Below are 25,037 nucleotides of genomic sequence, written 5' to 3' on the forward strand. Positions count from 1 at the left end.
TGGAAAATCTACGTAAATTAACAATTTAAGTATTTGTCTTAACTACAGATGAATCAAGCGGTTTTTATGTAGGAATTATGTTTATGCGATGTAAGTATCCACTGATGTTTATTGGCAGTTAAGGTGTTGCTGAGTACTTATTTAAACAAGCAGTGAAGTGATATAGGAAGGATAAGTAAAAAGTATACTAAAGCCCCAGGTGTCAACCGGGGCATGGTTTAAAGTTCGGTACAGACTTGGTTTCTGCCATTGGCTTTGGCGCGATAAAGAGCTTTGTCTGCACGATAAAAAGTTCGCTGAGTATTCTCGCCTTCTCGATGCAAGGTAATCCCTATGGATACGGTCAGCCCCCGCTCACCAAGAATATCGTCCCAACCATATTGATAAATCCGTTCACGATAATTCTCGGCATGCATTTCTGCGCGTTCCAGTTGGGTATTCTCAAGGATCACGAGGAACTCTTCACCACCAAATCGTACGCACGATGCGCCTTTAAATCTGAAGTAGGACGCCAGTTCCTGTGACACACTTTTGATCGCTTTGTCGCCCACCAAGTGGCTTAGTTCGTCATTGATGGATTTGAAGTGATCGATATCGATGACCATCAATGCAAATGCAGTATCGTGCAGAAGTAGATCTTTTAGTTTAACTTCTAACCAGCGTCGGTTGTGTAAAGACGTAAGTGGATCGGTAAAGACGTCCTGCTGTAGCTGAGCAACAGTATTTTTATGCTGCTTGGTGGTTTCTTTTAGTTCTTTGTTTTCTAGCTCTGACAAAATGAGTTTGAGTTGTAACTCAAAGCGTGAAAGTCGGCGTAGTTGAGCAGACCCTAACTCACCGATCGGAATATGTTTTACAAGATCAGATTCGATTCTATGCGCTTTTTTTTCACAATTTAATGCTTCTTGATACAACCCTTGAGAGGCGTAAACTTGACTCATCGCGTTATAAAAATGCTGAGTAACGATAGGAGATAGCTGCTTTTGAATCCTTTTACTGATGGAGTCCAACGTTAAATTAGCTAAAGAGGTGTGCCCTACACCGTTTAGACAATACGCAGTCTCAATTTTGACCATCGTAGATAACCAGTATGTCGTGGCACTACCCGTTGTATACTGAACATTCGAAATAGCCAGCAACGCACTGGGGTAGTCTTCTTGCAGACGATGTAATTTGGCTCGGTAGAGGTGAATTTGTGCGGCGAGGTTTTTATCACTGACGAGAATGCTCAGTTCTTCACATTCACTCAATAGCTCTTTGGCGTCTGCGGTACGGTTCAAGCTGATATAACAGGCAAGCATGTACAGCTTGTAACGAAGGCGTAGGGATCGACTGCCAATAGCGTGATCGATAGCATCTATTTTTTGATAATAACGTAATGCACGTTGGTGATCCCCATAGGCATCGCACAAATTACCCATTCCAATAATGGCCAATACGTACTCATCAATATAGCCGTACTCGACGGCGATATTGGTTGAAGCAACATACTCGGTTAATGCCGCATTGTAGTCACCTACTTCAACTAAACGCTCACTCAAGCTTGCTTTCACAGAAAGAATATCTTCTACATCCTCTGGTAAAACAAGCAACTCAAGCGCTTGTTTCAATTCACTAATGCTGTCGTTGAGCTGTTTGATCTCTCTTCGATACTCGGCGCTAATGATATAGCAATGCGCTTTCTCTCGGTTTGTTGACGCAATATGTAACCCTATGTGTTCCCATAGCGTAATCGCTTCTTCACCTGAAACGGAAGAAGGATCGATACCTGCGTCAGTCACCTTGCTAAGCAGTTGTTCCATTCTTCATTACCTCAATATAACTTTCTTCGAGCTGTTCTAACGTGAATGGGAAGGTCAGGATATCTTGCAAATACAGTATCGGTTTAGGGCCTTTGATTCCGCGTCGCTTCCATGGATAGATGTCTAACATCGCTTGGACAGTGCGGTAGACCTCTTCTGCTGCTTGACCTTTTTCTGCAATTAACATTGCTAGCCTGTTACTGGAAATTCTCGAGATGAGGTCGCTGGAGGTTGTCAATGCATGAACGAGCTCGGTACAAACATCGAGAACTTCGGGGTTTGAATGCTGAATCATAATGATGGCGTGGTTAGAGCGTTTGAGCTCCGTTTTAAACAAAACTAACTGTTCCCACCAGTAGGTCTCAGAAACGACATTAGAGAACTGTTTTTCAGGGTCGTATTCGTGTTGAGAGCGAATATGATTGATCAGCTTACGTGCTCGCTGCTCTAGTTGGCGTTTAGAGCCTCTTGCTTTATCCATGCTGATTCGGTGAGTTTGTTCTTTGAGCATTTTGAGTGCGTGCGTACGGTATTTCTTGAACGCGTTAAACGCAGACTCAAAGTCTCCTTGTTCTTCAGCGACTCGTGATTGTTGGAAGCAAATTTGGCTGAGTAGCTCACCGTGGTCGAAACTGAGTGCAGACTCTTCTGCTGCAAGTAGCAACTTGGCAGCGCTGTCTGTATTTTGGCGCAAAAGCTCAAGTCTTGCTCGGCTAATAAAAGAGTGTGCTTTCATCCAAACGAGATCATGCTCAATGGCGAGCTGGTGGGCTTTTTGGGTGGCTTCTTCGGCCGCATCAAGGCGTTCTAGTCCAAGCAGTGCTAACCCTTTAAAGTCCCAGATCTCGGCTTGCCACGTACTGTCACCATGATCTTTTAATACTTCGGTTGCTCCATCCAGTACCGTAAGCATCTCGACAAACTTATTTAGTAAGTAATAGTCCCAAGCTAATAGGATGCGCGCTTTGCCTTCTAACCAAGCAATACGAACATTGTTTGCCACTTTAACGGCTAACTCATGAGTTGAAGCGGCAAGTTGGTGTTCATTAGTGATGCGCCATACATTACCAAGCCCAATTAGAGATTCGATTTGAATTTCAACATCATCAACAAGAGCAGATTGTTCGAGCGCATTAATCCAATATTGTTGCGCGGAATAATACTTTGCTTGGCCCCAATATTGGAGTGCAAAAAGATGGAGAATTTCCGGGAGATGATCGTCGGTTTCAAGCTGTGTTTGTTTGCTGTAAGCGTCTTTGACGAGTTTTAAGCCTTGTCGGTAATCCATTAGGCACCAACAGCATTGCGCCATGATGAGTAAGGCTTTGATCTCTCCGTCCACAAATAAAATTTGTTCCGCGCGGATACGATATTGCTGCGCAATATTAAAGGTATGTTTAGGGGCCGATTTTATTTGGCCTTTAAGCTTAGTGAGATCATCTTCTAGCTGAATTTGGTTTTTATCCAACGTTCACATCCATGACTATCGAACTGGAAATCACACCTAATATTAAGTGGTTAGATGCATGTTTCTTTACCAAAGCGATGCGGATAACGTTTTGGTAAACGATCAGGGGCCGTAATGTATACCGTTACAACCCCTAATTACTACATCTAAATTACCAATAGAATAGCTACGATAGGAGCTGTTTGATTGTCAAAGGTGCATCAGAGACTTCTAACCTTTGTGCAGCGGTAAGACCTTGTTTATCCTGATAGCACAAATTATGCCAAGCTCTGAATATATCTAAAAGAGGTAAAATACCAGCAGGTCGTAATTTGCGACGTGGCTCGTTAATGAAGCTTTCGAAAAGAATCTGAAAGCGGTTTTGATAAAACTTCACATGACGAGTTGTCGCAACGTTAAACCATTTTTCAGGCTCATTTTGATCGCCAGCGAGGTAGCAAATGCCTTTGTGGTTTTCGTTTTGACTAGAGATTGCCCAACGATCGCGCCACCAACTCATATAGGCGATATCGACTTTGCCAAAGGGAGTGCTCATGTCCCAACTAGCGTCCTCTTCTACGTACATCAAGTCGACACTTTTCTCTTTAATACGAGGTAAACAAACGCTCAGTGCAGCTGAACGTAGTAGGGGATCTTGAGGCATGTATAGAGATACACGTTTGTTTGGGCAGCACATATCAAGTACGTGCAAATAGTGTGCATACGAGGTGTATGGCGGACGGACTAATGCCCCTTTTGAAGGGTAATGAAATACAGATAGATTACCAAGAGGGTCTTCTACGTTACCGCGAGCCAAAATTGTTTGGTATTTTTGGTCAATTCGCTCTCTGAGGTGATGAGAAGGTTCCGCAAGCGGCTCACTTGCTTCCGCTACATACTCCTGGGAAACAAAACGAGACACCTCATCGTAAGGATTATGATCGAGCGTTGCGATTGGCTCTTCATCAGCGGAATAATTGACGTGCTGGCAAAGAATATAGCCAGAATGCGCTTCGCCAGAAACAATCCAATACACACCGTTATTGCTGTTCGGTTGCAATGCAATATAGTTTGAGGCCAATTCATAATGCGTTGCGTGGTTTACCCAGCGCGCATCAATGGTTGCAAGCTTGCGGCGGCAGCGGCTAGCTATATGGTCAACATGATCGTAAAAGGTTTTTGGGTTAATACTAAGCTTGCGGCAGATTTCTCGTACTGAATATCCCGTAAACAACAAGCCCATCAAGTTCTCTTGAAATTGAAGCTTCTTGTTGGCACCAGACCACTTGTCAACAAAGGTACTTTGACACACTTTACAGCGGTAACGTTGGCGATCGCCACTGTAACCGAAAGCGTGATAGAGGTGTTTGTGAGTGTGGACAGAAAGTCCAAAGTTGTCGCAATCATCATTACGGCAAGCAGGCAACCCGTCACTGTGGACGTGCCGCAGGCGATGAAGTTCGTTCACGACATCGCGATTATTAAGTAAGGGGGGGAAAGCTCCACATTCACGGCATACCATCGCCGGACGCTTAGGGTTCGCATGTTGCAGAACGTAACGCTTTGCATCACTCAATCCAAAGTTGTCACACGCCAATGTTTTACAAAAGTTGAGTTGTAACCCATCTGCGTCTTTTGGCAGTTCGCCGTTAGACACAATCGCCCCCTCGGGATAATTCGGGCAGCCAGCATAACTCTGGCTGCAAATTATTACTTACTATTTGTTCTTAGATGTTGATTGCAGTTTCTAGTGCAACTTTCATCATGTCGTTGAACGACTTCTGACGCTCTTCTGAGCTTAGTTTTTCACCACGGATGATGTGGTCAGAAACTGTCAGGATAGTCAGTGCTTTCGCGCCTAGGTCAGCTGCTACGCCGTAGATACCAGCCGCTTCCATGTCTACACCTAGGATGCCTAGTTTTTCCATCTTCTCGAAGATGTCTGCTTCTGGTGTGTAGAACAGGTCTGCAGAGAATACGTTACCTACTTTTACAGGCACTTCCTGAGCGCGCGCTTGGTTAACGGCTTCTTCTAGAAGACCGTAATCAGCGATTGCTGCGAAATCGTGGTTGTTGAAACGGATACGGTTAACTTTAGAGTCTGTAGAAGCACCCATACCGATAACAACGTCCATTAGTTTCACGTCGTCACGTACTGCACCACAGCTACCTACACGGATAACGTTTTTCACGCCGTATTCAGCGATTAGCTCGTGTACGTAGATACAGCAAGACGGGATACCCATGCCGTGGCCCATTACAGAAACTTTTTTGCCTTTATAAGTGCCAGTAAAGCCGAACATGTTGCGAACGTCACAAACTTGTTTCACATCTTCTAGGAACGTTTCAGCGATGTATTTAGCGCGCAACGGGTCGCCTGGCATTAGAACTGTTTCAGCGAAATCACCTGGTTGTGCGTTAATGTGTGGGGTTGCCATAAGTGCTCTCCAAAGTTTTGTTTTGATAAAACGCCTCTATTATAGAACGCTATTACCAATTCTGTTGAACTTGTTCGTTTTCGTTGAGGCAATAATATCGGGACGTACAGTGGCCCCTTGAGAGCTTAGTCACAAAAACCACGCATTTAGAAACTGCAATTACTATTGATAACCAAATCTGTTGAAATCAAAAGAGCAATCGATTTGCTTTTGAGCAGTTTGTCGATTGCGCGCACAAATTCTTTGTTTTTGGGCCAAACTTTTTTCTGACAGCTGGTTGATCGAAATACTTTCGAGTGAAGTAAAACGATTAAATTGTACAACTTATTTTCTTGTACAATCTGGAAAGGCTTGCTATAAGTTATACAACAAAACTTTTTGTATAGGGATGCGTCATCATGGAATCTTCAATCAAAGTAGGTATCAGTTCGTGTGTTTTGGGTGAACGAGTGCGTTTTGACTCTGGTCATAAGGTGAGCAACTTTGTGACTAAAGAGCTCAGCCCGTATTTTGACTTTGTTTCGGTATGCCCTGAAGTCGGCGTAGGTATGCCAGTACCCCGTCCAACAATTCGTCTTGTTTCTAATGAAGAGCGTGTTGCATTGGTTGAAACCAAAAATCCAGAAAATGATCATACCGACAATATGCTCACTTACTCGGCCAATAAAGTAGATGAACTTCAAAGCGAGCAGCTTTGTGGTTACATCGTTTGTGCCAAGTCACCAACTTGTGGCATGGAGCGAGTCAAGGTTTACAGCAAGAACAGTGCTGCGAAAGAAGGTGTTGGCTTGTATACACAAACATTGATGCAAAAAATGCCTTGGTTGCCTGTTGAAGAGGATGGCAGACTTAACGACCCTGTATTGAAAGAAAATTTTATTACTCGAGTATTTTGTCTAAATGACTTTTACGACTCGATGGATGGTGAGCCTACTCGTGGCAAAATCATCGACTTTCATTCGCGCTACAAACTGACGTTAATGGCACACCACCCAGAGTCATACCGATCCCTTGGCCGCTTAGTTGCCGGTGTCGCTAATTATGAAATTGAAGACTTTTACCAAGAGTATCGTTTAGGACTGATGAAGGCGTTAACGAATCGGGCTAGCCGCAAAAATAACACAAATGTGTTGATGCATTTACAAGGGTACTTCAAACGCTCACTAACTAAAGAAGAAAAAGAAGAGTTAGCGACAGTGATTCACGACTACCGTATTGGAATGCTGCCTCTGCTAGCACCACTTACGTTGATTAAGCATTACTTAAATACTTACCCAGACGAGTATTTAGCAAAACAGAAGTTTTTAGAACCGTATCCGCAGGAGATGAGATTACGCTATGGTTTGTAGTTCAGAAGAAAAACTATACGCGATCCGAGATGTCGCAGAAATCACGGGTGTAAAACCAGTTACGCTGAGAGCTTGGCAACGAAGATACAACTTGATCCAGCCTCAGCGAACTGAAAAAGGACACAGACTCTATCGCCAGCAAGATCTCGATACGATTCGCGAAGTCCAGAGTTGGCTCGCGAAGGGGATTTCGATTGGTAAAGTTAAGGGGTTGCTAGGAAAAAGCGCCGATGTCGAAGTCAAAAACGAGGTTCGCACACTCGAAGAAGTTGAAAACATGCTGCTTGCGCTGTCTACCCTGAATCGAGGAAAAGCAGAGAGTTTACTTGCCTCTGTTCTTAAAGAGTACCCACTAAAACTCGTTATTGATCAGTTTATTAGCCCAGTATTTGATGCGCTAGATATGGTAAAAGGATCGTTGCGATCCTTGCAGGTGGGGTTATTTCAGACTTGTTTAATCACTCGACTTGCCCTTGTTATCGATTCTGAAAACAAAGCCGCTTCCAAAGGAAAGTGTCTGCTCATTAGCTTTGAACAAAACAGAGAATCTGAGAGTTGGATTCAAGCAGCGAAGCTTTGTGAACAAGGGTATCACACGACTTTGATCGATAAGGTTGATGATGTTTCTGGTCTACTAGATCACGAGGTCATTGAAAATGGTTCGTTTATCTACCTTTTCTCCAATAAAGCACTAGCTGCTAAACAAGTAGCGTCCATCAAAATGCTTCACGCACAGCTAGGTGATCGGATGGGGTGCTCTGAAGTGATAGAGAAATTACACCTAACTTAGTAGACAAAAGATAGGAGCTACCATGATTTTAGTATGGTTTCGACGTGACTTACGTACGTTAGACCACACGGCACTCAAAGCGGCATTGGATTCAGGTCATCCTGTCGTCGCTTGCTTTATCGCGACGCCAGAGCAGTGGCGGGAGCATCACATGGCGCCGATGCAGGCAGACCTCATTGCTCGTCGCTTAGCTTGTCTTAACGAGGAGCTTGAAAGCCTTAATATTCCCTTTTTGTACAAAGAGGTGCCGTCGTTTTCCGATTGTACAGATGTGATTAGTGGGTGGGCGGAAACACTTGAAGCCACGTCTGTCATGGCAAACATTCACTATGAGGTGAACGAACGAGAGCTCGATACACAAGTAAGTGAAGCGTTAGCTTCTCACGATATCGAATTTGAACTGTTTCATGACAAATGTGTGCACGCGCCAACGACGGTTCTTAATAAGCAAGGCGAATATTTTAAGGTGTTTACGCCATTCAAGCGTGCTTGGTTAACGCAGTTCCATATGCCGACGGTAGTAAAACCTCACGAGCAAGCGCCACTCAATAAAAAGGTACTCGAACAATTAGAGTCGGCTCGATTTAATTCAAGCTTCACATTTAGCTATCCTCGAGAATCCAGTGAAGACTGGCTGGCTTCGACTAATGATATTTTGAAGCAGCTTAGGGAATTTGCACGGGAGCGCAGTGACGCGTATCAAAGCGAGCGAGACTTTCCAGCTATTGATGGCACTAGCCAACTGTCTCCATACCTTGCGATTGGCGCGCTATCACCAAGGCAGTGTATTGCTCGTTTGTATGCTGAAAATCAACAAAATGACCTTACAGAAGGGAAAGCAACTTGGTTAAGTGAGATCATTTGGCGTGAGTTTTATCAGCACCTATTGGTTTTCGAACCAAAACTCGTCAAAGGCAAAGGATTTATCGATTGGGAGGATAAAATCCAGTGGTCCTATGATGAGAAAGCCTTTGAGCGATGGAAGACAGGAACAACAGGATACCCAGTCGTTGATGCAGCAATGCGTCAGCTCAATCAAACAGGTTGGATGCACAATCGATTACGTATGATTGTCGCGAGCTTTCTTACCAAGGACTTACATATTGATTGGCGATGGGGAGAAGCGTACTTCATGAGTAAGCTGGTGGACGGCGATTTTGCAGCGAACAATGGTGGCTGGCAATGGTCTGCTTCTACGGGTTGTGACGGGCAGCCATACTTTCGTATTTTCAACCCGATAAGCCAAGGCGAAAAGTTCGATGCTAATGGTGAATTTGTGCGCCACTGGGTACCAGAAATCAAAAGTGTACCGAACAAATACATCCATAAACCTTGGACTTGGGAGGGCTTTTCTTTACTGGAATATCACAAGCCGATGGTTGATCACAAGACAGAAAGAGAGATAACCTTACAGCTCTTTAAAAGTGCCAAGGAATAGAGTGAAATGCTTAGCAAAAAGCGATCAATGAGTTTCGCAAAACGTACCCTGCTATCTGTGTCGTTATCTTTAGTGAGTGGTCTATCATTCGCTAAGATGTACGAATTACCAGAGGATGGAAGCCGTTTAATTGGTCGCCTTGAAAACCACGTCGTGCAAGAAGGCGAAACCATGGCAAATATCGCTAAGCTCTACGATGTGGGTATGCTAGGTTTAATGGCCGCAAACAAAGGCGTGGATCCCTTCTTACCAGAAGAGGGGCATGTTCTTACTATTCCGACACAGCTAATCCTCCCAGACGTACCTTATAAAGGTATCGTTATTAATCTAGCCGAGCTGCGCTTATATTACTTTCCGAAAGGAGAGAATATTGTCCATGTATTTCCTGTCGGAATTGGCCGAATAGGGCGCGATACCCCAGTAATGACAACGCGTATCAGCCAAAAACGACCGAACCCTACATGGACTCCTCCAGCCTCTATTCGTGCCGAGTACAAAGCAAAGGGCATTGACCTACCAGCCGTTGTTCCTGCGGGGCCTGATAATCCACTTGGTATGTTTGCATTGCGTTTAGCTTACGGGAATGGCGAATACCTAATTCATGGTACCAACAAGGACTTTGGGATTGGTATGCGAGTCAGCGCGGGTTGTATTCGTATGGACCCAAGTGACATTGAGTGGTTATTTGACAAGGTTCGTAACGGCGAAGACGTTAACATCATTAACCAGCCTATCAAAATGACACTTGAGCCTGACAGAAGTGTGTTCTTAGAAGCACATGAGCCTTTGACTCGTAGTAATGGCGAGAAAGATGAACTGAAAGTGCCGAAAGAGTTAAAGTGGTGGTTGGATGAATTCGGTATGAAAAACGTGAAGGCTAAAGCAGCAATCGCTGCACAGAATGGGGTTCCTATCGAAATAACCGCGCCTTAACGGGCGTTAAGACGCGGTATCAAATCTTACTTAGTGTAAGACTGAGCGATGTTATCGATACGCTCGTTAGCACGCTCAGCTTCTTCTTGAGCAGCCATTGCTGCTGCGCCTGATTTTTGAACGTCAGATTGAAGAGCTTGTACGTCTTGGCTTAGTTGGCTAACTTGGTTGCTTAGTTCGTCTAATTTTGCTGCATTTGCTGTAGCTGCGTCATCAGAAGAAGCACAACCGGCTAGTAGAAGTACTGAAGTTGCTGCAGCTGCGATCAACGTTTTGTTCATATAAGAACTCCTTGCTTATAGTGAAAGTCTCGCCACTAACTATTATTTTATACAGTAGCGAGGTTAAATGTGGTTACATTTTATCAGTACATGATGTAGCAAAAGTCAAAAAAACCCAAGAATTTCATGGAGTACCTGACGTCAACTTTTACCTGAACTTAACAAAGTTTAACTACCTATCCTTTATTTCGTTCTCACAACAGTTTTCATAGCAGGTGTATTTGCCACGTTCCTGATATCAATAATTTAGACGATATTGACACAAATGAAAGTTTATTGGCCCAAATAACTGCTATTTAAGTCGTTTTGTTGATGGATAGAAGGCATATTTGAACGGCTTTTCTCTAAACTTCCTGTCCAGCTGCTCATCAAAAAGGCTAGTCTTTACTCTGAACTGAGCCACAAATGATGTTTTACCGTTACCACAGGGAATTAGTTTGTGTGATCTCTATCTATACTCCTATGATTTGCGGTATTATACCGAGCTTTATTTTTTTGCTGCGTTAGAGCGGAAACGACACTACAGAGCGCTCAGACGCTGACTGATTTATTGGAGAATACTTTGCAATTTAAAGATCTAGGCCTAGACAACCGATTGTTGAAGAACCTAAAACACTACGATTTTAAAAAAGCGACTGACATTCAGCAGCAGGCGATTCCTGTTGCGATTGCAGGCAAGGATCTATTGGCATCTTCGAAAACGGGTTCGGGCAAGACTTTGGCGTTTGTATTGCCAATGCTTCATAAGTCTTTAAAGACAAAATCGTTTTCTGCGAAAGACCCTCGCGCGGTTATCCTTGCTCCTACTCGTGAGTTAGCGAAACAAGTATATGGTGAGCTTCGTTCTATGCTAGCTGGCCTATCTTATGAAGCAGCACTGGTTTTGGGTGGTGAGAACTTTAACGATCAGGTAAAAGCTCTGCGTCGTTACCCGAAATTTATCGTGGCGACACCAGGACGTTTGGCTGATCACTTAGATCATCGTTCGCTTTATCTGGATGGTTTGGAAACACTGATTCTTGACGAAGCAGACCGTATGTTGGATTTGGGCTTTGCACCAGAGCTTCGTCGCATTCATAAAGCAGCCAAGCATCGTCGTCGTCAAACGTTGATGTTCTCTGCGACATTAGATCATGCAGACGTCAATGAAATCGCGGCTGAAATGCTCAATGCGCCAAAGCGTATTGCTATCGGCGTTTCTAACGAAGAACATAAAGATATTACGCAAAAATTTTACTTGTGTGATCATCTGGATCATAAAGAGGCAATTTTAGATCGTGTTCTTTCTGAGGCTGAATATCGTCAAGTTATTATCTTTACGGCAACGCGTGATGATACTGAGCGACTAACAGAAAAGCTAAACGAAAAGAAACTGAAGGCTGTAGCACTGAGTGGTAACTTGAACCAGACTCAACGTAACACCATTATGAGTCAGTTTGAGCGCGCAGTATTTAAGATCCTTGTAACGACTGATGTTGCTTCCCGCGGTTTGGATATTGCAACTGTGACACACGTCATCAACTTCGATATGCCAAAGCATACCGAAGAATACGTACACCGAGTTGGTCGTACTGGTCGTGCTGGAAACAAAGGGGATGCAATCTCTCTTGTTGGTCCAAAAGACTGGGATAGCTTTAAACGTGTAGAAGCATACCTACAACAAGATCTTGAGTTTTCAGTGTTCGAAGATTTGAAAGGTAAGTTTAAAGGCCTTAAGCCACCTAAACCAGATTTCCGCAATAAGAAAGCGACAGCAAAGAAAGCTCGCCCTCAAGCGAAAAAATCGGCGAAAAAACCAGCTAAGCGTGACAAGAGCTTCTACAAAAACGTATCTGTGGGTGATGATGTCTTCATCCCTAAGAAAAAACCAGCGGCACCGAGCTCTGAAGAGTAAAAGCTGCTGTAGTTTCCCATTGATTTTAGTTCTTAAAAATCCGAGTGTTCGCACTCGGATTTTTTATGTCTGTCGCTAGGTGAAATAGCGTCTTTCCATACTCACTCGTTTGTCAGCTTTTATATTTGTCTGGTTGTATATAAACAGCATAGAACGCTAATTTAGGAAGTTATTAAGTTTTATTACCTCGGTCAAAGCAAACGTTTTTCCTCACACACTAGATAAAAATCTCACATGATTATGAAAATGATAATTGATCTCATTTTTATTTAAGGGCAGAATACGCGCCATTGTATTAATCCTATAAATGAATTCGCTCTCTATATGAAATTTACTCATGTTTTTTTAGGGCTCATAATTACCTCTAGTTCTGGCTTTGCTGCTGATGATTTCAACTGGCTTCGAGATGATGCTCGTAAAGATGAGCGAGTTCTTACCTACCTAACAGAACAAAACCACAAAACTGAACAGCACCAAAAAAGTTATCAGACGTTGACAAAAAACCTACTCACGCAGTGGGGTACCATGGTGGCAGACAAAGGTGATAAGCCATGGTCGATCATGAGTGGAAGAGAGTGGACGCTAACGCGTCGCGATGGTCGTTACTTACTGTTATCCCGTGCGAGTCAACATGCGCCAGAAAACGTGGTGTTCGATTTCGATAAACGACAATCTGCGCATCAGTACTACCAACTTGGTCAATGGCAAGTGAATGGTGACACATTACTTTTCACGGAAGATATCGACGGCAGCGAACAATATCGCGCCGTGGTTGTTGATTTACTCTCCGGTCAATCTACGGAACTGGTGACGCACGTCGATAGTGGCGTATTGTTGTCACCTAACGGGAAAGTGGCATTCCTCGTTGCAAAGGAAAAGCGCACTCAGCGACCTCATCAGATCTTACGTATCTCCACTGAATCTTTGGCAAAAACAGTCCTATGGAATGAACCCAAGTCAGATTGGTTACTTTCTTTCTATCGTGCGGCAGATAGCCGTTATGCTGTGCTGCAAAGCAACAACGAGTCAACAACAGAGCAGAAGCTTGTCGACCTAGAAACGGGCACTGTCTCAGATTCATTGCGAAAGCCTGAAGTGGGTGTGGAATATTACGCGGATGTGGCGAAAGGTTACATTTATCTGAAAAGCAACCTTGAAGGAAAGTTCGCCCTTTACCAAGTCGAACTCGCACCGCTTGGCGCAACATGGCAACGCTTCACCAATCCTCGTGAGCCGCTTGAACAGTTCTACCTTTATGATGCAGGAGTTGTGGCACTTAGCAAGCCAAACAATGTGTCGACTTTGACGGTGTATTCTTACCAAGGTCAGGAAAAAGTGATACTGCCATTGGAACACGATGGTCATGTCGCTTGGCTAAGCACGTTGGGCGATTTTGAATCAAACAAGATTCGTATCCGAAGCATGTCGATGACTACGCCTCCTCAGTGGGAAGAGTTCGATGTAAAAACGCTGAATAAATCCTTGTACTCTCAAGATGCTTACCAAGACTTTGATAGTCAGCGTTATGTATCCCAACGTATTTTTATTAAGCACGACGGCGTTTCTGTCCCGGTCTCTTTGGCGTATCGCAAAGACAAATTGCACCCACAATCTCCTGTGATGATTTACGGTTACGGCGCGTATGGTTTTACGATGAAACCGTACTTTATGCCTCAGGTTATCAGTTTACTCGACCAAGGTGTGATTTACGCTATCGCCCATGTCCGTGGCGGTGGGTACTTTGGCGATGAATGGCACGAGCAAGGCCGTGGTGTGCGAAAAGCCAATTCTATTGGTGATTTTGTCGCGGCCGCGAAGGCGCTGCAAACATTCGAACGTGGCAATAGAGAGGTTTTCGCCATCGGTTCTAGTGCTGGTGGCACGTTGGTGGCCGGAGCGGTTAATCAAGATCCTAAATTGTTTTCAGGTGTCGTACTTAAAGTGCCTTTTGTTGATGTGGTTGCAAGTATGTCGGATACCTCACTTCCGCTTACCACACAGCAGTATGGCGAATGGGGTAACCCAACCAAACCTGAACAATTGGCGTTAATGAAGGCGTACGATCCGATTCTCAATATCCATAAAGACGCTTACCCACCCATGTTGGTTCAAGTCGGTTTAATCGATCAGCGCGTGCCATATTGGGAAGGCGCAAAGTATCTCGCTAAAGTTTCAGCGTTAAGTGAGCGCAACGGGCCGTACTTGTTGCAAACTGATTTTAATTCGGGCCACCAAATGGACCCACGACAAGCGCAAGAACAACAAGCAAAAGAATACGCATTTCTACTATCACTCATTAAAACATCTAAAGCGGAGCAGTAAATGAAGCTTACCCCAGTGTCAGCGGCAGTACTTTCGGTACTTGCTGCCAGTCAAGTGCACGCCGAATCTAAGGTTTTCTCAATGGAAGAGGTGGTGGTAACCGCCAATAAAATCGATCAGCCATTGTCTAAAGTGGCAGGTAGTGTCGCGGTTATCACAAACGAGCAAATCGAAGAAAGAGGCGAGACCGAGCTATATGACGTGCTGCGTAACGAACCTGGTGTAAGCGTGACGGGCGGTGCAGGACGTCCGCAAAACATTACCATCCGTGGTATGACGGGTAACCGCATTATGATCGTTCGTGATGGCATTCGTTCTGCGGATGGCTTCGGTGCGAATGACATTAATGATGCCGTTGGGCGAGATACTTTTGATTTATCCAATTTTGAATCGCTGCAAATCATTAAAGGGGCAAGTTCTTCGGTGCATGGCTCTGGCGCGATCGGCGGTGTGGTGATTTTAGAATCCAGTCAGCCGGGTGATTTCTTAAAAGACAAAGACTTCTACACCGATGTTTCCGGTACTTACACCGATATCAGCAACAAGTACAAAGGCACGAGTAATCTAGCTTTCCGTTCCGGTGATACAGAGAGTTTGTTTAACGTTTCATACTGGCAAGGACAAGAGACACGTAACTTTGATGAAGATTTGTATAACCGCGACCTCGATGGTTACAGCGGTGCTTATACGATCAACCACTTTTTCAATGAAGAGGTGATGTTGAAAGCCAAAGCGGAACTCTACACCCAGAACCAAGAGCGTTTGGAGGGTTCACCGTCCATTCAACCTGATGGAATTTGGCATATTGAAGACTTTGCTGAGGATGAGACCACAGAAGAGTACAGCGCTTATATTGGTGCAGAGGTGACTCCGATTAATCCAACTTGGTTCGAAGAGTTGGATACCAAAGTTTACTGGCGTCACACCGAAGTGGTGGAAGACACCAACCGTTTAATGCGCCAAGTGGATCATAATGGTTTGATCACCAAGCGTCGCGAGCTGGAACACAAAACCTTCATTGACGAAACAATTGGCTTACGGTGTTGAGCTTTCTACAGACTATTACGAACGCACAGATAGCGACTCCAAGATTGATTGGAACGGAGTAACACCTTCGACCAAACAACCTTTCGCTCCTGCTCGTGCTTATAACATTGGCTTGTATGTCCGAGACATGGTGGAACTGGATAAATGGACCATCACAGGTGGCCTACGCTTTGATGCGCACCGTCTCACGCCAGACGGTGCGGGTGAAGTGGGCGGCTTCCCATTAAAAGACATGGATAGCTCAGAGGTATCTCCAAGTCTGTCGGTTTCTCGTGAAGTATTTGCCAACAACATTGCTTATGTATCTTATAACCATGGTTACCGTGCTCCGGAATACGATAAAGCGTATGGCTTCGTAAGCCACGACTTTGTGCCGCTCACGCCGTTTGTCATTGCACCAAACATGGATCTAGAAGCTGAAACTTCCGACTCATTTGAAATCGGTAACAAGTTCGATAACGGTCGTGCGTATGTCTATGCGTCTTTGTTCTACAACAAGTTTGAAAACTTCATCGACGTTGTGACCACGGGCTTTGACTCAAGCAATGGTAATTACATTAAACAATACCAAAACCTCGATGGTGTCGAGACGTATGGTGCAGAGCTTTCTGCAGGTTACGCGATCACTAAGCGATGGAACATCAGCACCAAGTTTGGCTACGTAGATGGCAAAGATGCGGAAGGCGAATACGTTCGAAGCATTACGCCATTCGAAGGTAACGCTCAACTGAAATACGCCAACCAAGACTTCAATGCTTACGTGGCTTGGAACTGGGCCGCGGCCATGGATCGCGTTCCTAAATGCCAGACCACGCTTGGTCTAGCGACAGAGTGCGCGCAGACAAGTGCGTGGAATACGTTTGATATTGGCGCAACTTACCACGTTTCCAAAGACCTTCGTGTTAGCGCAAACATCATCAACCTGTTCGACAAAGAATACATCCGATACCAAGACGTAGCGGGTATCGCTGAGGAAAGTAAGCGTTACTCAACTGAGCCTGGGCGCTACTTCACGCTAAATGCAAAATACGAATTCTAGGACGAAATCATGAAGCTAAAACCATTGGCGTTTTCGCTGCTTATTGCTTGTACCCCTGCGGCACAGGCTGCAGAGTGGGATTATCCCGCAACGGACTCTGTGGTAACGAATGAAGCGCAAGCGAAAACTTATCTAGACAGCCACTACTCGGAAGCGGGCGAGTTTAAGTTCCGTTACAAAACCCAGTCTCAGCTTGGTGAGCATTACAATTTTGATGTTTGGGTAAACGGTGAATATCAAGCACAGCGCACCCTCGTAGTAACAACCGATAAAAATCATCACGTTGTGCGAGTGTTTAAGAGCCTTGAAGATACGATCATTCGTAACGGCAAACCAACAGTTGCAATGGAATTGGAATCACCTCGCCAACTGCAAGCACAAGAGCCACCTGCTTTGAGCTCTGGAAGTCTGGTTGATGTTGAGGTTTCTTTGTTCAACCCAGATCTTCGCACCATGCAACAGCAAGCGGCACCAGAATCGACGTGGTCAGCACTATCCGATTACCCTCAGCCGATCGAGTACGTCACCAAGCCGATTGAGGTTTTACAGTCCGGCGGTAAGTTCTATTTGTCTAACCCAAGATTGAAGCAAGTGGATGCGACGGGCTTATTTGCAGCCCCGACACCTGGTGAAGCGCCTGTACTTGATACGTTGGGTTTTCTCAGCGCAGAAGGGGTTCAAGCATTTGACAGTGTTGATGAGATGCAAAGTACCGAGTTTGGTGACAATGCGTTTCCACAGTTGATGGCTTTTTATCATCTTGATAGCTCGATCCAATATCTGACAAGCCTGACTTACGACTTGTTTGATGAACCGCTTCGTTTTGATGCTCGCGGTTTATCAAAAGATAACTCTACTTACTATTACGGTCCGAAAGCACTCATGCTGGGTGTCGGTGGTGTTTCTCCGGATGCAGTTGATGCTGATGTGGTGATACACGAGCTTGGGCATGGCATTCATTACCAAATCGTACCGGATTGGGCGTACGGTCACACTGGTGCTATCGCAGAGGGTTTTGCTGATTACTGGGCGGGCAGCGCGAGCTACCGCACTCAATATTTGGATGCTTCGCGTCGTGGTCAAGAATTCGAGTTAGATACGGTGTTCAACTGGGACGGTGTGTTCGGAACACGCAAAACAACTCGTAGCTTATGGAACCAAAGAGCACGTTACTTCGAGAGCTCAGAGTACCCAGCGCACGTCAGTGTGGGCGGTGAACTAGGTGACGAGCTATGGTCAACGCCGCTGTTTCAAGCGCTTAAAGCATCGGTTGAACGATACGGTGATGATACCGATAGGGTGTTCCGCGAGTTTGACGCCATTGTTCTTGAAGGCATGTACGGCATTGGTCGTGGCGTGAAAATGCATGATCTGGCGGAGTCGACCGTGTTTGCCGCAAACACCTTGTTCCCAAATAAAGACTACGCCCAATTCCTGACGGATAGCTTCAGCAAACACAACTTACTTAAAGCGCCTCTTCGTGTTCGCTATGACGCTCGATACATCGCACAAGGTCAAGACGTTGGTTTGAGCCTGAGCCAAACTGGCCGTGAAGCGAGCATCAAAGGGCAATGGCAGCTAAACAACGCATCTGTTTTCGACTTTGATGAAACGCTTTCTGACTCGACCTCAATGAAGGTGGCGTTACCAAGCGGTCTAACATGTGGCACGCAATTCGATTCCTCTATTTCATTGGATTATCAATTTTCTGAAGGCCTAAAGACTCACCAGTGGAGTGAAAAGGTGATGCTGGTTAATGGTACGCCAGAGCTCGATATCCAGCCTCAACCAGTGAACTCCGCTTTGCCGGAACAGGGCGACAGACTGTTCTCTCAGACGCTATCGGACAAGTCACGCACGATTGATGATTCGTTTGCGGTTTACCTGAACATCGAACATGACTCACTGCAAGATCTGCAAGTGACGCTAGTGTCTCCACAAGGCAAATCGGTCGTGCTACTTAGCCATCAATCAAGCAATACCAAAGGATTTAAAGGTTACTTCACCGCTCAGTATGACGAGGAGTTACAAGCACTTGTCGGTCAACCGAGTTGGGGTACTTGGCGTCTCGAAGTGTCTGACCGCGTGTCAGGGAACTCTGGGGTGTTGAAAGAGTGGGGTGTGAGTCACTTTGCTCAGTATCAGTGTAGTGCTGATACCACTAAAGAAAGCAGTGGCGGTGGTTCAGGTGGCAGTGGTTCGCCTTGGACCTTGTTAGGACTTTTCCTGCTTTCAATGGTGAGAGTGATTCGCTCTCGTTAATTAAAATCAAAAGAAGATAAAATCTATGAAGTTTCAATATTCTTTCGTTGCTATGTCACTAGCCCTAGCTGGCTGTGGCGGAGGTTCTGGTGGTGACACGTCGGCACCGACCTATGATGTAGCTGGCACCATCGTTTCTGCAGGTACACTTCTTGATACGCCAGTATGTATCGATTTAAACCAAAACTACGTTTGTGATTCCACTGAACCGAGTGCTAAAACGGATAATGCCGGTAAATTTAGCCTGACTTCAAGCGACAAAAACGTACTAACCAGCACCATTCTTGCTCAAGTTGATCAAGGTTCAAACCAAACGTTGCGTCTTGCGGCTCCGGGTCAAAATTTAGCAACGGGTAACACGGTCAATGGTGTAACAACGTTGCTCGCGGGTCTTGTAATTGACGGTAAAACCGTTGCTCAAGCTGAAGAGATTGTGAAAGCGCAACTCGCCGATGCCGGCGTTTCTCTTTCTGGTACGGTGATGTCTAACGCAGAAGCTAGCGAGCTAGACAAGCTAGAGCAAAACACGGTTGTGCTATTAGCTGCGATGCAACCAAAGCAAATGATCAAAGGCGTAGCGCTGCTTGCTCAAAATCTTAGCTTTCAAGGTAAATCGTTGGCCTCTGATCTTCTGTCTGAAGCGGAAGTAAGTGCATTTGCTGAAGAAATTGTAGCGGTTGCTGAACAAACGGTTGGTAGTAACGATACGGGCGCCGTTCTTTATTTTGCTGAAGGAGCAGCAGACGTTGCTGAGGTTCAAGCGTCTTACCCTGGTCAAGATGCAGAATACGGCTTCGACAAAGAAGACAAGCAAACGTCGACAGGCGCTGGCTTTAAGTTCGTTAAGCTAGATTCACAAGGTGCAGCTTTAGCTGCAGATGCGACTGAGTGGGCTTGTACTATGGACGAGCGTACTGGTCTTGTTTGGGAAAACAAAAGTGCGGATGCGAGCTCAGTTCAATTTAAAGATCGCCTATTTGCGTTTGAGTCTGAAACATTTAAGCCATTTAGCAAAGATGTAGAGCTTGCAGGTTGTAAAGACGCTGGTGATGAAGTTTGTACCACTAGCCAATATGTTCAGTACATAAACAAACAATCGTTATGTGGAATCACTGGTTGGCGCTTGCCTACTTACCGTGAGACTTATGACTTACTAGACTTTGGTGAACAAACACTGTTTGCTCCGAACGATGAATATGCAAAATACAACGTCTATGGTTTTAATGTTAAATACTTTCCACAGCAAACCATAGGTAGCCCTTATTTAGGATATGGTGCGTTTTGGCATAGCGACTTTAAGTTTACGAATGCATCATCACAACTTATTGATGGCGAGATTTATTTCCCTGCGATTGTCTCCCGGGGCAAAGATAGAGGCACTATTTCATACGTCGAGATTCGATCAAGCAACACAAGTGCGGGTGCCGATGATTCTTACCAATTCCCAATCCGTCTAGTCGCAGTTAAGGGGCAATAAGATGAAGAAATTAATAACTGTACTATCTCTTACTTTGGCTTCTCAAACTGCAATAGCTGCACAAGAGTGTTCTACTGACTTTGCTAAAACGGCACCTAACACGCGTTATACATATTCTGAGAGCGGTACCGTAACTGACCTGAAAACAGGTCTAACATGGATGCGCTGTCCAGTTGGTATGACATGGAATGTAGGAAACCAAGAATGCCAGGGGACGCGATCTACAATGTCATGGCAACTCGCTCTCTCCACAGCCAAACAAATTCGTAATAAGGACGGCAACCATCCTCTTCACAATTTTGCTGACAAAAAAAATTGGCGACTAGCAAATATCAAAGAGCTAGTATCTCTAACTGAGCGAGCTTGCCACAGCCCAGCCATAAATAGTACAGGGTTTGCTAGCGGCTATAGTCTGAAAGATGGAGATGATGTTCTAGGGCGTTATGTCTGGAGCAACACACCTAATGGCGACGGTAAGCATGTTGCAACTTTTGATACGACTAATGGTGAGGTTTTCAATAGAGATCCGTTAAACTCAAGTTTCAAAAGCTCTCTCTTGTTAGTGACAGATGAATAATAATTATTACGTTAATAAGGGTTGATAGCTTTGCCTTTATGATAGGCTCCGCCAGTGCGGAGCTTTTTCTTTTCTAACCTTTGGAACTTATCGTGTTGAGCAGAGTATTTAAACTTGGAACTGCTTAAGTTGATGTTTTTGATTTTCTGCTAAACCAGACAACTCTTGCGCTGCCGCGGCGGATTGAGTGATACCAGTGACGTTCTGGCTCACTAGTTCATAGATGTTCGTTAAGTTGTTGTTGATATCAGCCGTAACCTGTTTCTGCTCTTCTGATGCGGTCGCAACTTGAGTGTTGATTGAGTTCAGATCGGCGATAGCATTACTGATATTAGCAAGTGATTGGCTAACTTCTTGTGTAAGAGCTTGGTTGTCTGACAACATGGCTAAGCTGGAATGCATACTTTCATTTGCGTGACCAGATTGTTGCTGTAGCTCTTCTATAATGGTTTGGATCTCTTTGGTGGACTCCTGAGTTCGCGCTGCCAGCATACGTACTTCATCGGCCACTACCGCAAAGCCTCTGCCACTTTCGCCCGCCCGTGCAGCTTCAATCGCTGCATTCAGTGCAAGTAGATTCGTTTGCTCAGAAATACCTTCAATCACTTCGATCACGCGACCAATGTGTTCTGATTGATCTTTTAGTGAAGTCACGACGGCAGCGGCTTCGTTAAGTTGTTCCGCCATCTTTTCACTTGCGCGAGTGCTTTCCCCAAACATGCTTATACTTTGTGAGGTTAACGTACGTGCTTGATTTGATGCACTATCGGCTTCTTGTGCATTGGTCGATACTTCAGCTGCGGTCGACTCTAGCTGATTGATCGCCGAGGCTACTTGCTCAACTTCTTGCTTTTCTTGATCCGAGTTGACGCTGCTTTGAGTCATAACAGTTGCTAACTCGGTTGATGCTGATGCCACATCTTCACTAATGCGAACCAATGCGCTTACAGTTTCACGCAGTTTTTCTATGGTCTGGTTTACATCTCGAGCCAGCTGAGACACTTCGTTTTTCCCGATGGCTTCGGCCTTAACTAGTAGGTTTCCCTTCGCGACTTCCTGCATCGTTACTTGAAGGTTACGAATCGGCGCAACGATGTAGCTGGCGAGTACCCAACTAATAAGTGAAGCGGCACTCAAGATCACCGCAAGCGAGACGGCGCTGTAAGTTAGCGTGGTTGAATGTTGTTCGCCATTCGTTTCGACTTCATCGGTGACGATTTGATTCAATTGTTTAGATAGTTTGTCGATGGCGTTGATCATCGCTTCGCCAGCTAATCGATACTCAGCCATTGTAGATTCGTACTTTTGATTGAAATCAGAGGTGGTGTAATCAGAAGAGTGTTTAGTGGTGAGCAGAGGTGTCATGGTAACGCGAGTGAAATCAACATAGTGATTCATGGCCTTACGCATAGCATTGACTTCATTTTGAACGCCAGGGAGATTGTCGATGGAGTTAAGAAAATCGCGGTTTTTGTTTTGTCGCTCAGAAAGCTCTTGGTTGAGAGACTGAACATCTTCGGCTCTAAATAGACTATAAATGGCTTTGATGCGCATGGCGTAAGTGTTGTCTACGATGCCGCTAAGTTCCTCTTTGTGAATGATTAGCTTATGGGTGGAAGCCGAAACCTTATTGAATGCTTGATCGAGTTTACCGATTCCGACACTCAGTCCAATGATGAGTAATATAACTGTGAATAGAACAGGCAGAAAAACCTGAAGTTTAATAGAAAGCGTACTAAGAAATTGACGCATGAGATTGACCCTCTATCGGTTTGATTATTATCTTTTTTATAAATAAGCATTTCGATTTTAATTGTTACATTTGCTAAATCAATGAGTTACTCATATCTAATTGTTATGAAATGTACCAAAATCGATGGGGTTATCATCTTGAACATGAGGCAACGTTATAAAAACGTTACGTTCAAATTGAGAGAGGGATAAGTCGCGGAATTAATAGTTAGAAATGACAACGTGTCATAGAGGGTTCAACTAAGTGAAACACAACTGTCATATTCAAATTCTAAAGTGAGCACCGTTCAAGTGAAACACAACGGCAATAAAGCCACTTAAGGAAATTGTGATGAAAAAGACAGTAATCGGTGCAATCGCACTTCTAGGCGCAATGGCAGTGACTCCTGTTTCTGCTAAAGAAACTATCTCTGCAGTGGGTTCTAGCAGCGTAACTCCACTGATGGAAGTTTTCTCTGAAACGTACATGAAGAAGAACCCTAACGTATTTATCGAAGTTCAAGGTCCTGGTTCTTCAGCTGGTGTAAAAGCAGCGAAAAATGGTTCAGCAGACCTTGGTATGTCTTCTCGTAATCTAAAAGACTCTGAAAAAGAATCAACACTAATCGAAGAAGTGGTTGCTCGTGATGGTATCGCAGTGGTTGTTAACCCACAAAACAAACTGCCAGGTCTAACAGCCGAGCAAGTGACTGCAATCTACAAAGGCGAAGTATCAAACTGGAAAGAAGTCGGTGGTGCAGACAAGCCAATCGTAGCCATTACTCGTGACACAGCTTCTGGTACTCGTGGCGCATTTGAAGACATCATGTCTCTAAAAATGAAGATTTCTGGTAAGAAGGTATCAGCTATCTCTCAACGTGCTCAAGTTGCAAACGGTAACGGCGCACTGAAAACAATGGTTGCATCTAACCCATACGCAATCGGCTACATTTCTCTTGGTACTGTAGACAACACTGTTAATGCGCTAGCAATCGACGGCGTTGATGCAACGGTAGCTAACGTTAAAAACGGTTCTTACAAAGTAGCGCGTCCATTCCTTGTTCTTTACAAAGAAGGCAAGCCATCAACAGAAACGCAAAAATTCCTAGACTGGATGCTAACTGACGAAGCGCAAGCGCTAGTTGACCAAAAAGGTTACATCTCAGTTAACTAATCCCATCGGGACTCTAAAGTTTGCTCAGCCCAACGTTTCGGGCTGAGCCTTTTCTATCCATTGTGTTCAACGGCATTGCCCAGAACCGTGAGATTTTTAAATGACCATCGCAACAAATAGTGAAAAGCTTATGAATACTGACGCTAGAGCTATCAGCAAGTCAGGCCTACGCGAGAAGCGTCGTGTAGACTGGAAAGAGCGCATCTTCCACGGCTTGTTCCTAACGAGTGCCGTAATCGGCATTGTTTCATTGGCCGTTATTGCATACTTCATCGTTCGAGAGAGTATTCCGGCATTCCAAGAAGCAGGCGTATCGGGCATTGTCTTAGGACAAAACTGGTTACCACCTGCGCTTTACGGTGTCGCCACCATGATTGTGGCATCTATCGTATCGACGGCTGGTGCTGTCATTGTTGGGGTTCCAATTGGTGTTCTGACCGCCATTTTTATCGCTGAAATCGCACCAAAGCGATTAGCAGACATTATCCGTCCAGCGGTTGAGCTGCTAGCCGGTATTCCTTCAGTGGTCTACGGTTTCTTCGGTCTGGTTATTATCGTTCCATTGATTCAGAAAGTATTTGATGTACCTGCAGGTAACACTATCTTGGCCGGTATTATTGTTCTTGGTGTGATGATTCTACCAACAGTAATTACGGTTTCTGAAACGTCTATTCGCGCTGTCCCTCGTACTTATAAAGAAGGTTCTTTGGCACTGGGCGCATCGAAAATCTACACCATCTTTAAGTTGCTCGTTCCAGCGGCTCGCTCAGGCATCATGACAGGTGTGATACTGGGTATCGGTCGTGCGTTGGGTGAGACCATGGCGATTATCATGGTTATGGGTAACGCGCCGGCAATGCCAGAAGGCATCTTGGATTCGGCTCGTACACTAACTGCAAACATCGCTATTGAAATGTCTTACGCAAGTGGTGTTCACGCGAACGCACTTTACGCTACAGGTGTAGTACTTCTGGTCTTCATCATGTCGTTGAACGCTGTACTACTGTACCTAAACCGAGAAAAAGCGAAGTAATCG

At 44.9% G+C, this 25,037-nt stretch carries 17 protein-coding genes and 1 pseudogene; 12 read left to right on the forward strand and 6 right to left on the reverse strand.

The genetic code is table 11. The features are described 5' to 3' along the window. Positions 1-218: 218 nt before the first annotated feature. The 4 genes from R8O11_RS08480 to deoD form a co-directional block, all read right to left on the reverse strand. Positions 219-1,802 (reverse strand): GGDEF domain-containing protein, encoded by a 1,584-nt coding sequence (locus tag R8O11_RS08480; RefSeq protein ID WP_005375136.1) that lies wholly within the window; start codon positions 1,800-1,802, stop codon positions 219-221. After that, entirely contained in the window at positions 1,786-3,270 is a 1,485-nt protein-coding gene (locus tag R8O11_RS08485; RefSeq protein WP_171342466.1) for a hypothetical protein, read from the reverse strand. The genes R8O11_RS08480 and R8O11_RS08485 overlap by 17 nt, the downstream gene beginning before the upstream one ends. 166 nt (positions 3,271-3,436) lie before the next feature. Beyond that, positions 3,437-4,906 carry a hypothetical protein gene (locus R8O11_RS08490; protein WP_005383936.1) on the reverse strand — a complete coding sequence of 490 codons (1,470 nt, stop codon included), beginning with the start codon at positions 4,904-4,906 and terminating at the stop codon, positions 3,437-3,439. Positions 4,907-4,976: 70 nt separating this feature from the next. Beyond that, on the reverse strand, positions 4,977-5,687 hold the full coding sequence (gene deoD, locus R8O11_RS08495; protein WP_005375140.1) for a purine-nucleoside phosphorylase: 711 nt from the start codon (positions 5,685-5,687) through the stop codon (positions 4,977-4,979). Between the two features lie 398 nt (positions 5,688-6,085). On the opposite strand from deoD, the gene R8O11_RS08500 reads away from it, so the two are divergent. Genes R8O11_RS08500 through R8O11_RS08515 form a run of 4 tightly spaced genes read left to right on the forward strand, consistent with a single transcriptional unit; the run spans position 6,086 to position 10,197 of the window. Beyond that, entirely contained in the window at positions 6,086-7,036 is a 951-nt protein-coding gene (locus tag R8O11_RS08500) for a DUF523 and DUF1722 domain-containing protein (protein WP_318194077.1), read from the forward strand. Then, on the forward strand, positions 7,026-7,826 hold the full coding sequence (locus R8O11_RS08505) for a MerR family transcriptional regulator (protein ID WP_005375142.1): 801 nt from the start codon (positions 7,026-7,028) through the stop codon (positions 7,824-7,826). The genes R8O11_RS08500 and R8O11_RS08505 overlap by 11 nt, the downstream gene beginning before the upstream one ends. 22 nt (positions 7,827-7,848) lie before the next feature. Beyond that, a complete protein-coding gene (gene phrB / locus R8O11_RS08510; protein WP_171342467.1) occupies positions 7,849-9,264 on the forward strand; it encodes a deoxyribodipyrimidine photo-lyase in 1,416 nt (471 codons plus the stop codon). 6 nt (positions 9,265-9,270) lie between these two features. Beyond that, the gene (locus tag R8O11_RS08515) at positions 9,271-10,197 is read left to right on the forward strand and encodes a L,D-transpeptidase family protein (RefSeq protein ID WP_005375144.1); all 927 of its coding nucleotides are present in this window, start codon (positions 9,271-9,273) and stop codon (positions 10,195-10,197) included. A 26-nt stretch (positions 10,198-10,223) separates the two neighbouring features. On the opposite strand, the gene R8O11_RS08520 is transcribed toward R8O11_RS08515, so the two are convergent. Further along, positions 10,224-10,478, reverse strand: a complete 255-nt coding sequence (locus R8O11_RS08520) for an Lpp/OprI family alanine-zipper lipoprotein (protein WP_005375145.1) — start codon at positions 10,476-10,478, stop codon at positions 10,224-10,226. Positions 10,479-11,028: 550 nt separating this feature from the next. Here R8O11_RS08520 and R8O11_RS08525 point away from each other — a divergent pair. From R8O11_RS08525 to R8O11_RS08550, 6 genes and pseudogenes are all read left to right on the forward strand, one after another. Beyond that, entirely contained in the window at positions 11,029-12,372 is a 1,344-nt protein-coding gene (locus R8O11_RS08525; RefSeq protein WP_167415878.1) for a DEAD/DEAH box helicase, read from the forward strand. A 324-nt stretch (positions 12,373-12,696) separates the two neighbouring features. Then, entirely contained in the window at positions 12,697-14,694 is a 1,998-nt protein-coding gene (locus R8O11_RS08530; RefSeq protein ID WP_238975569.1) for a prolyl oligopeptidase family serine peptidase, read from the forward strand. Further along, positions 14,695-16,780, forward strand: a pseudogene (locus R8O11_RS08535) (TonB-dependent hemoglobin/transferrin/lactoferrin family receptor). A 9-nt stretch (positions 16,781-16,789) separates the two neighbouring features. Continuing rightward, the gene (locus tag R8O11_RS08540; protein WP_318194078.1) at positions 16,790-19,042 is read left to right on the forward strand and encodes a proprotein convertase P-domain-containing protein; all 2,253 of its coding nucleotides are present in this window, start codon (positions 16,790-16,792) and stop codon (positions 19,040-19,042) included. A gap of 25 nt (positions 19,043-19,067) precedes the next feature. After that, entirely contained in the window at positions 19,068-20,519 is a 1,452-nt protein-coding gene (locus R8O11_RS08545; RefSeq protein WP_171344174.1) for a DUF1566 domain-containing protein, read from the forward strand. A 1-nt stretch (position 20,520) separates the two neighbouring features. Next, on the forward strand, positions 20,521-21,096 hold the full coding sequence (locus tag R8O11_RS08550; RefSeq protein ID WP_005375151.1) for a DUF1566 domain-containing protein: 576 nt from the start codon (positions 20,521-20,523) through the stop codon (positions 21,094-21,096). 108 nt (positions 21,097-21,204) lie between these two features. On the opposite strand, the gene R8O11_RS08555 is transcribed toward R8O11_RS08550, so the two are convergent. Beyond that, positions 21,205-22,848, reverse strand: coding sequence for a methyl-accepting chemotaxis protein (locus R8O11_RS08555; protein ID WP_132936296.1), 1,644 nt, complete (start codon positions 22,846-22,848; stop codon positions 21,205-21,207). Positions 22,849-23,179: 331 nt separating this feature from the next. On the opposite strand from R8O11_RS08555, the gene R8O11_RS08560 reads away from it, so the two are divergent. Both R8O11_RS08560 and pstC read left to right on the forward strand, forming a co-directional pair. After that, positions 23,180-24,001 carry a phosphate ABC transporter substrate-binding protein gene (locus R8O11_RS08560; RefSeq protein ID WP_005375153.1) on the forward strand — a complete coding sequence of 274 codons (822 nt, stop codon included), beginning with the start codon at positions 23,180-23,182 and terminating at the stop codon, positions 23,999-24,001. A 100-nt stretch (positions 24,002-24,101) separates the two neighbouring features. Continuing rightward, complete coding sequence (pstC, locus tag R8O11_RS08565) at positions 24,102-25,034, forward strand: phosphate ABC transporter permease subunit PstC (protein ID WP_005375154.1); 933 nt, start codon at positions 24,102-24,104, stop codon at positions 25,032-25,034. Positions 25,035-25,037: the final 3 nt, after the last annotated feature.

It is taken from the genome of Vibrio sp. 1288, assembly GCF_033344475.1.